We start from the raw sequence: 8,201 nt of genomic DNA, 5'->3' as shown, positions 1-8,201 counted from the left end.
CCTCGACCCCGGCCAACGCGCCCGGCCCGAACCTGGCCGCCAGCCTCGCCGCCGTCCGCGACGGCGCGAACGGCCCGCCGCCAGCAGCCCGCCCGCCTCGTCCAGACGCAGCCGGTCCAGCCCGGACAGCGTCGCCTGCCCTGTCAGCTGCGCCGTGGCCAACCCGACCAGCAACTCCCCGGCCGACAGTCCCCGCGCCCGCTGCTTGACCGGCCCGACCCGCTCGTCGAGCGTCTCGACGACCCCGAGCCGATCCACCAGTTCGCTCACCGCCGCCAAGCCGGCCAACCCGGTCAGCGACCGGTCCGCCGGCCCGACCCGAACCCGCAGGGCCCGTTTCCGCGGCCCGGTCGATCTGCGTAGTCTCTTCACCCGGCGGGTGCCTCTCGTCAGGACGTCATCGGTTGGTGGTGGTAAGGAGTCGAAATGAAATAACTTGCGCGTTTCGAACCCTCCACAGGCCTGTGACCTGCGATGATGATCTCGATCACGTATTTGTTACTTCATTACGTCCCCTAACCCCGATTCTTCCTGCACGGCAGGCACCCGCTCACGTTCCAACGATCTACGAACCCCCAACATCACCAGCTACTGGCGGATCTAGGTCAGACCGTCGTGGCTATGAAAGATTCCATCGCATCGCTTACCGGCTACCCGGGAATTACCGCTGGATTCGTCGCTCGAATACGGTCGCACCAGGAGGAACTGCCGGTCTTCAGGGACTGTTAGCGGCGCGGGCCGCGGTCGCTTCGAGGATGACCGCGGGATCGGTTCTCCTCCCGGAGAATCCGGTGCTGGCCCACCTGACGTACCGCGGCCTGGTCGATAGGGGAAGTCGGGTCGTTTCGCGACGACACCCTCCAGTCCGGCGGCGCCGGCTGCCAAGATCTCCTGGATCGCCCCACCAGCTCCTCCGGCGGGCTCAGTTCTCTCCGGCCGGTCAGGCCTGCCAGTATGGCCCGCTGTTCGAAGCGGGGCAGCCCGGTCGTCTGGTGCCCATCTTCGCCTGCTTCGACCAGGTGTCCGATGATGCCGCTGAGTGCCGGTTCTGCGCCGAGGTGTAGAAATGTGCGGTCTGCCCAGGACAGTCCCGGTGCGTACTCCTCGGCCGTGAAGGCGGCGGCGCGGGTGCCCCGGGCTCCGGAATCGGGGGGTTATGCCGGACTCATCCGCTCTTGATGTCCTGATCGGGCTCGCGCTGCTCTTTGCCGCGTTCAGCCTCGCCGTCTCCCGGATCAACGAGGCCGTGCTCGCTCTGTTCCGCTACCGGGGGCGCCAGCTGGAGGCCGAGCTGCGACGGCTGCTCGGCGGTGACCGGCCCGCCGAACCGTCCGATCCGGGGGCGGACCCGCCCGCGGATCGTCCGGACCTCGTCGCCGAACTGTTGGACGGGCCGCTTTTGGCCATGCGCGCCACCGGCCGCGACACCTCCCTGCCGGCTATGGCCGACCATCCGCCGGTTTCCGGGACCTGGGGCTCGGTGCGCCGCGCGCACACACTGCGGTTGCCGTCCTACCTGCCGTCCACCGCCTTCGCTCAGGCGCTGCTGGACCGGGTCGACCCGCCCGCCCGGGCCATGCTGTCCCAGCTCCGCCCGGACACCCTGCCCGACCACGTCTCCGACGAGGCCAGGGCCGTGTACCGGCGGGCCTACGACGGTGCCCGGCATGCCCTCGAGGAGAGGTCCGCCCAGGCCCTGTACGACGCGATGCCCGTGGATCACCCCACCGGGCGGGTCGTGGCCGCTGCGCTCGTCGCCGCCACCAAGGCCGGAGCCGTGGGAACGGTGGAGGACGGGCTCGCCGCGATGCCCCCCTCCCCGGTGAAGACCGCGATGACCACGGCGATAGTCCAGGCCGGCGGGGACCGCGAGAAGGTCGTCCTCGAGCTGGCCCGGTGGTACGACGACGCGATGGACCGCCTGTCCGGGTGGTACAAGCGGCGCATCGCCGTCTTCCTGCTCGGCTACGCGGTCCTGCTGTCCGTCCTGTTCAACCTCGACGCGATCGGGCTCGCGCGGGCGTTCTGGCAGGACGGCACCGTGCGGCAGGCGGCCGTGACCGCGGCCCAGGCCGAGGTGGGTTCATCCGGCGAGGCGGCCGGGGGCTCCGCCGGGGATTCCGCCTCCGGCACCCGCCTCACCTCCGACCAGCCCACGGTGGGGGACGCCACGGAACAGGTGATCAAGACGGTGCGCGACGCCTCGGGGCTCGCCTTCCCGATCGGCTGGGTCCACAACTCCGCGGGCCGCGACGACCCACGGGAGGTTCCCGACTCCGTCGAGGGCTGGTTCCTGAAAATCGCCGGCATCGCGATCGCCTGCTTCGCGCTCACCGCCGGCGCCCCCTTCTGGTTCGACCTGCTTGGCAGACTGGTGAACATGCGCGCCACCGGCCCCAAACCCCGGGCCGCCAACGGATAGATCAGGACTCTTCCGTCGGCGGGCCGGCTGGTGGCCGTGGTGGCCGAGGTGGCCGAGTTGTGGGGAGCAAGGCACGGTCCAGGGACCGCAGACCGTGCTCAGGTCCCCCAAATTCGCCAGCCGGCACTGGCACTGGCACTGGCACCGGCACCGGGTGGATGCCGAGCTGGTCGAGACGCCGCACCAGCGCGTCCAGGGTCGGCCGGGGATGCCGGTAGAACTCCGAGCCGCGGATCCGGAAGAACGTCCAGCCGAGCCGTTCCAGGATCCGCTGGCGGCGCAGATCCGCCTCCCACTGGTCGGGCCCGTGGAAACGGTCACCGTCGCACTCGACCGCGAGGCGGGGGCCGCGGCGCCCCACATCCCCAGTGGCGGCTCCTGCGGCGGCGGCTCGCTTGGCGGTGGCTCCTTCGGTGACGGCTTGTTCGGCGGTGGCTCGCGCGGCGGCGACCCCCCCGACGACCAGGTCGGAGACCCCCCCGACGACCAGGTCGATCCGGTAGCGCCCGACCGGATGCTGGGGGCGAACCCGGTAGCCGCGGGCGAGGAGCTCGCGCAGGACGGCCCGTTCGAACTCGCTCTCGCAGCGATCGGCCAGATCCGCGTCGAGCCGTCCGGTCTGCCCGGCGTACATGTACTCGATCAGCTGGCGCCGCACATCGTCGTCGCGCAGCGTGGCCGGGTCGACGCTGTGGAACACCCACATCTGGTTGCGGGCGCGGCTCGCGGCCACGTTGACCCGTTGCTGGTCACGGCGGCGGGTGGCGGCCGAGCGGTTGTCGTCCGCGACGACGGAGATGAAGATGACGTCCCGTTCGTCGCCCTGGAACTGGTACGGGTCGCCGACCCGCAGGTCGCGGCGGGAGAACTCGCGTTCCCCGAGCCGTTCGACCAGGGTGTGTTCGATGAGGCGGGGCTGGCCGGCGCCGAGCAGGGTGACCACGCCCATGCTCATCCCCTCGTAGGCCGGGTCGGCGCAGCAGGCGAGGACCCGCTCGACAAGGGCCTGCGCCTCCGCCGGGTTCGCGTCGCCGAAGCGGGTCTGCGACCGGGCGCCCCCGGGGACCCGGACCGGTCGCAGCGGCGCGCCGATGGCGAGCTCCGGATCCTCCCGCAACGGCAGGATCTGCTGGTCGTAGAAGCGGTTGGAGAAGCCGATGATGTCGGGCAGGCAGCGGAAGTGTTCCTTGAGCACGATGGTGCGCGGGAAGACCCGGGCCGCGGTGTCGTAGAGACTCGCCTCCACGTCGAGCAGCGAACGCTGGGCGACGTCGGGCAGGTGCGCGTCCATCAGGGCATGCACCTTGGCCCGTTCGATGCCGACGGCCTCCGGACTCGTCTGGGCGTCGTCGCCGACGACGACGGCCTTGCGGCCCAGGCTCAGCACGCCGAGGGCCAGTAGGTCGCACTGGCTGGACTCGTCCACGATGACCACGTCGAACAGGTCGTCGGCGCCCGGCTCGAAGCTCTCCATCACCCGGTGCGTCGGCATGATCCACACCGGTACGGCGCCCATCGCCGCCCGCATGTGGGCCCGGGCCTCGGCGCGCCACCGCGGGGCGTACTTCCCGGTGCCCTTCCCGATCCGGTCGAGTGCCTGCACCCAGCCGGTCAGCGCCCGGCGCTGGGAATCGCCGAGCCGGATCGCCAGGCCCAGCCGGGCGGAGCGACGCGCGGTCTCCAGCACCAGGGCGCGCACGTGCCGCGAGGCGTCGGCGAGCTGACGGCCGAGCGTGGTGAGGTCGCCGTCGGCGTGCAGGTCGTCGAGCCAGGTCTGGGCTTGGCGCCAGCGCCACGCCTCGCCGGCCCGCACCGGATCGCCGGCCCGTACCGGATCGCCGGCCCGCATTGGATCACCGGCCTGCACCGGATCACCGCAGCCCGACGGGTCACCCTGCCCGGTGAGGATGGCGTCGGTCCACAGCGGCGCGACCGCGCGCAGCCGGGCCGCGAGCCGGTCCCGGCGTTCCACGTCGGGGCGCAGCGCCGCCAGCCGGGCGCTTTCGTCGAGCAGCGCCGTCCAGGCCGCCAGGTCCCGCCTGGCCAGCGCCTCGTGCAGGCCGGCCCACACCCGGCCGGCCTGCGGGCCACGGCCTCCCTCGGTGAGCGCCCGTTCCACCACGGCGAGCGCACCGACGATCTCCTTCTCGCGCCGTCGGCCGGTCGCCGCGGCAAGCAGGCCGGCGAGGTGGGAAAGCGTGTCCGGGTCGGAAGGCGCCGTCGTGACGCGATGGCCGGAGGCGAAGCCGGCGGGGAAGACGGCGGGGAAGACGGCGCGCAGCCGGGCGGACAGCTCCGGCGCCGCCCGGCGTTCCCAGTCGACGGCATCGGCGAGGCCGCCGGCGACCGCGTCGAGCCGGGTGAGGACGTCGGGTGCCGCGGGCTCGACGGCCTCGCCGCCGAGGGCGGCGGCGATCGCGGCCTGACGGGTGGCGGCGGCGGTCAGCGTCTGACGGCGGCGCACCTCTGCCTCGACGATTGCCACATCGCCCACCGTGCGTGCGACCAGCCCGTCAACGCGCACCGCGTCGTGCAGGTCCCGCAGTTCCCGCCCGCCGAGGCGGGGGATCCCCCGGCCGGCGGCGAAGCGGCCCCGCAGGTCGGCGAGCAGCCTCAGCTGGACCCGCGAGTCACCGGTGGGCAGCTCGATGGAACGGCCGAAGGTGAGGGTGGTCAGGCGGCGCAGCTCGGCGACCTCGGCGGCGAGGGCCGTGGCCTGGTCGGCCCAGAACCCGGCCTGCTCACCCGACGGCGCGCACTGCGCCCGGGCGGTGGCGAGCCAGCCGACCGACAGCCGGCGCAGCCGGTCGGCGGCGGCCCGGGTGTCCTCGACCAGGGCACGGACGCCGTCGGCACTGTCGGCACTGTCGGCGTCGAGCGCGTCGAGCGCGTCGACGGACAGGCCGGCCTGTTCGAGGTCGGCGAGCCCGGCGCGGATCTCGTCGAGTTCGTCGTGCAGCCGGCCGAGGGTGACCGCGCCCGGCAGCGACGCGCCGTCCGGCAGGTCGTCCGGCAGATTGCTCGCGGCGGCCCGGGCGTCGGCGGGGGTGATCTCGCGCGCGGTCCGGTAGAGCTCGGCGAGCTCGGCCGGGCTGAGCGGAAGCGCGTGGGTGGGGTCGAGCCGGTCGGGGACGAACCCGAACTCGTCCGCGCGCTCGGCCAGCCAGCTCGCCACCTCCGGCGCGCGTTCCCGCCCGTGCGGCAGGTCGAACTCCCGCGCCTCGCTGGCCAGCAGGTCGATCATCCGCAGTTCGAGGGTGCGGGCGGTGGCGCGGGCGGCGTCCAGCTCCTCGGCGAGGGCCTTCACGGCCGCGGTCTCCCGCGCCGGGTCGACCTCGCTGACCGCCCCGGAGATCTCTACGACAGCGGCGCGCAGTTCGTCGAGGTCGGCCCGGCTCGACCCGAGCACGGCGACGGTCAGGTCGCGCAGCTCCCGCGGGATCTTGTCGCGCAGCACCGTGAGGGCTTGTTCGTCCTGCGCGGTGACGAGCACCCGCTGCCCGTGCGCCACGAGGTGGCAGATCATGTTCGCGATGGTGTGGCTCTTGCCGGTGCCGGGCGGCCCCTGCACGGTGACCCCGCGGGCGCCCGCGAGTTGCCGGGCGATCCGCTCCTGGTCGGCGTTCGTCGGCAGCGGCATCAGCAGGCGTTCACCGAGCCCCGCGGGAGAGTTGTCGTGACCGCGCCGGCCACGGCCTCGATCGGCGTGGGCGCCGTCGGCCCGCTCGTCCGCGCCGAGCGCGGCGGCGACGAGCCTGTCGTCGGCGACCACGGCGGCGATGGCCTCGGGGAGCACGTCCCGTTCGGCGAGGGCGGTCCGCAGCTCCGCGTAGAACTGCGCCTGCAGAGCCGGCCGCGGCCGCACGTACACCGCCCAGGTGTCGACCAGGACGGGACTCGGCCCCGGCGGGGGCACCGGACCGGTGGTCGCGCGGGCGTCCAGCCCGAGCGGGGCGAGGATCTGGCGGTGCAGCTCGGCCCGGGCCGGGGCGTCCCACGGATCGGCCGGCGCCGTCCGCAGCCGGTCGCGCAGGGCCGACATCTCGTCCAGACCGGGGAGGCCGAGGCCGTGCAGGGGCTCGGTCTCCAGGCTCGCCGGACCGTCGGGATGCAGCCGGATGACCCCGGAGTCCGGATCGACCGTCAGCACCATGCGGGTGACGAGCAGCGGATGGATGATCGTCGCGTCGCCGACCCGCCAGCACAGCACCGAGTGCCCCCAGGCCAGCTCCACGGTCGCGGCCTCGCGCTGCAGCCGCAGGCGCAGGTCGAACAGGCGCTGGTAGAGGGCGCGCGCGTCGCGGGCGGCGCGTGCCCCGGGCGCCCACGGCCGCCACACCTGACGCACCCAGGCGTCGAGCAGGGCGACGGCGCCCGGCGGAGCGTCCCGCTCCTCGCCCGGGACGCCGGGAGCGGGAGGCTCGCGCTCCCTGGTCCGCTCGACGGCCTCCGCGTCCAGGAGATGGGCGGGGATGGTAGGTGGGGCGTCCGGGCTCACCACCGTCCCGGCCAGGTAGCGGTCGAGCGGGGGTGGCCAGCTCGGCGCGGCCGGCTGGGGTACCCGGGCGACCTCCAGCCAGCTCTCCCGCTGCGTTGTCGGGCCGAACCGGATCCCCGGATGGGACGGGACGTCAGCCGGAAGGAGCGGAGCGGGGACGTACTCGGCGAGCTGGCGACGGGGGGCACCGCGCCGTTCGGCGGCGAGCGCGGCCAGGTAGTCCAAGAGCCGAAGCGACCGGCCACGGAGCTGATCACGGGCGGACATCGGGCTCCTCGGCCGGGGGCTGGGTCAGGGCGCGGCGGCGCGACGCTAGCTGCCGTCCGCGTCTCCGCCTGATCGACCTTACGACCTGTCTCCGACACAATCGCCGGCTTCCGGCTTGTCCCGCCCGGACCGCTGCCCGAGGAGGCTGCCTGGGACGGGCGGCGCGTTTCCGCCCGTGGCCACACCCACGCCGGACGAGGCCGATGCCTGATCCGCTACCAGGGACGCACGTGGGGCGGCGGACCGTCGGCGTGTCGATCCTGTCGTCTTCTGGACACGCATAGTGACTATCGGTACCGTCCGACGTCGTCTGGTCCGACGTCGTCTGGTCGGGCTGCGCCGAGTCGGGTTGCTGGGGGAGAACCACCATGGGATTGCGTTCCGGCGGTGCCGCCGTGCTCACGAGCATGCTGGTTGTGCTGACCGCGGTTCCGGTCGCGGCTTCGCGCCCCGCGGATGGCCCGTCGCGTTCCGTGGCGGAAAGCTCGCGTTCCATCGACGAGGTGCCGGACCAGGTCTCGCTCCGGGCTCTCGACGGCGGCGGCGACCACGGCAGCGGCGGCGGCGACCACGGCAGCGGCAGCGGCAGCGGTGGCGGTGGCGGTGGCGGGGACCATGGCCGTGGTGGTGATGGGGACTCCAGAGCGTCCGCCGGCACGGGTGCGTCTCGGCACCCCGCCCCGGACAGGACCGGGACGGATCCCCGCGGGAACTCGCTTTCCTATACCGGTGGGCAGATCGGCGTCCTCGCCGTACTGGCGGCGCTGTTGCTCGGTGGGGGTGCCTTCTGGCGACGCGCGCACCGGGCCGGGCTGTCCTGAGCGCGGTGACCTGCCGGCTGCCGGCCGGCGAATCTGGGGGACCTGAGCACGGTTTGCGGTCCCTGGACCGTGACTGGCTCCCCCAAATTCGGCCGCCGCGCGATGGTGGTCACTGCATAAGCTGACCGTCTCCCGGCCGTCGCGGCCGCCAACGTCGCGGGGCCTCCGGACCCGGGTACGGTCTGGTCTAGGG

The 8,201-nt window shown here is 73.4% G+C and carries 4 protein-coding genes; 2 read left to right on the top strand and 2 right to left on the bottom strand.

The window, feature by feature from the left end; genetic code table 11:
* The coding region (locus tag AC08OQ_RS14955) for a hypothetical protein (RefSeq protein WP_476612129.1) at positions 1–372 on the bottom strand (372 nt) is incomplete at its 3' end.
* 784 nt (positions 373–1,156) lie between these two features.
* Here AC08OQ_RS14955 and AC08OQ_RS14950 point away from each other — a divergent pair.
* Complete coding sequence (locus AC08OQ_RS14950) at positions 1,157–2,422, top strand: hypothetical protein (RefSeq protein WP_476601709.1); 1,266 nt, start codon at positions 1,157–1,159, stop codon at positions 2,420–2,422.
* Between the two features lies 1 nt (position 2,423).
* On the opposite strand, the gene AC08OQ_RS14945 is transcribed toward AC08OQ_RS14950, so the two are convergent.
* Positions 2,424–7,187 (bottom strand): AAA domain-containing protein, encoded by a 4,764-nt coding sequence (locus tag AC08OQ_RS14945; protein ID WP_476601708.1) that lies wholly within the window; start codon positions 7,185–7,187, stop codon positions 2,424–2,426.
* 368 nt (positions 7,188–7,555) lie between these two features.
* Between AC08OQ_RS14945 and AC08OQ_RS14940 the strand changes: the two genes are divergently transcribed.
* Positions 7,556–8,008 carry a hypothetical protein gene (locus AC08OQ_RS14940; RefSeq protein WP_476604597.1) on the top strand — a complete coding sequence of 151 codons (453 nt, stop codon included), beginning with the start codon at positions 7,556–7,558 and terminating at the stop codon, positions 8,006–8,008.
* Positions 8,009–8,201 lie beyond the last annotated feature (193 nt).

This window comes from Frankia sp. CcCS3 (genome assembly GCF_977927575.1).
The sequence above is the reverse complement of the archived record's forward strand: the minus strand, read 5'-3'. Positions and strand labels throughout refer to the sequence as shown.

Coding starts and splice junctions, on each gene's coding strand:
- AC08OQ_RS14940 (WP_476604597.1), top strand. CDS start 7,556: ATGGGATTGCGTTCCGGCGGTGCCGCCGTGCTCACGAGCATGCTGGTT.
- AC08OQ_RS14950 (WP_476601709.1), top strand. CDS start 1,157: ATGCCGGACTCATCCGCTCTTGATGTCCTGATCGGGCTCGCGCTGCTC.
- AC08OQ_RS14945 (WP_476601708.1), bottom strand. CDS start 7,187: ATGTCCGCCCGTGATCAGCTCCGTGGCCGGTCGCTTCGGCTCTTGGAC.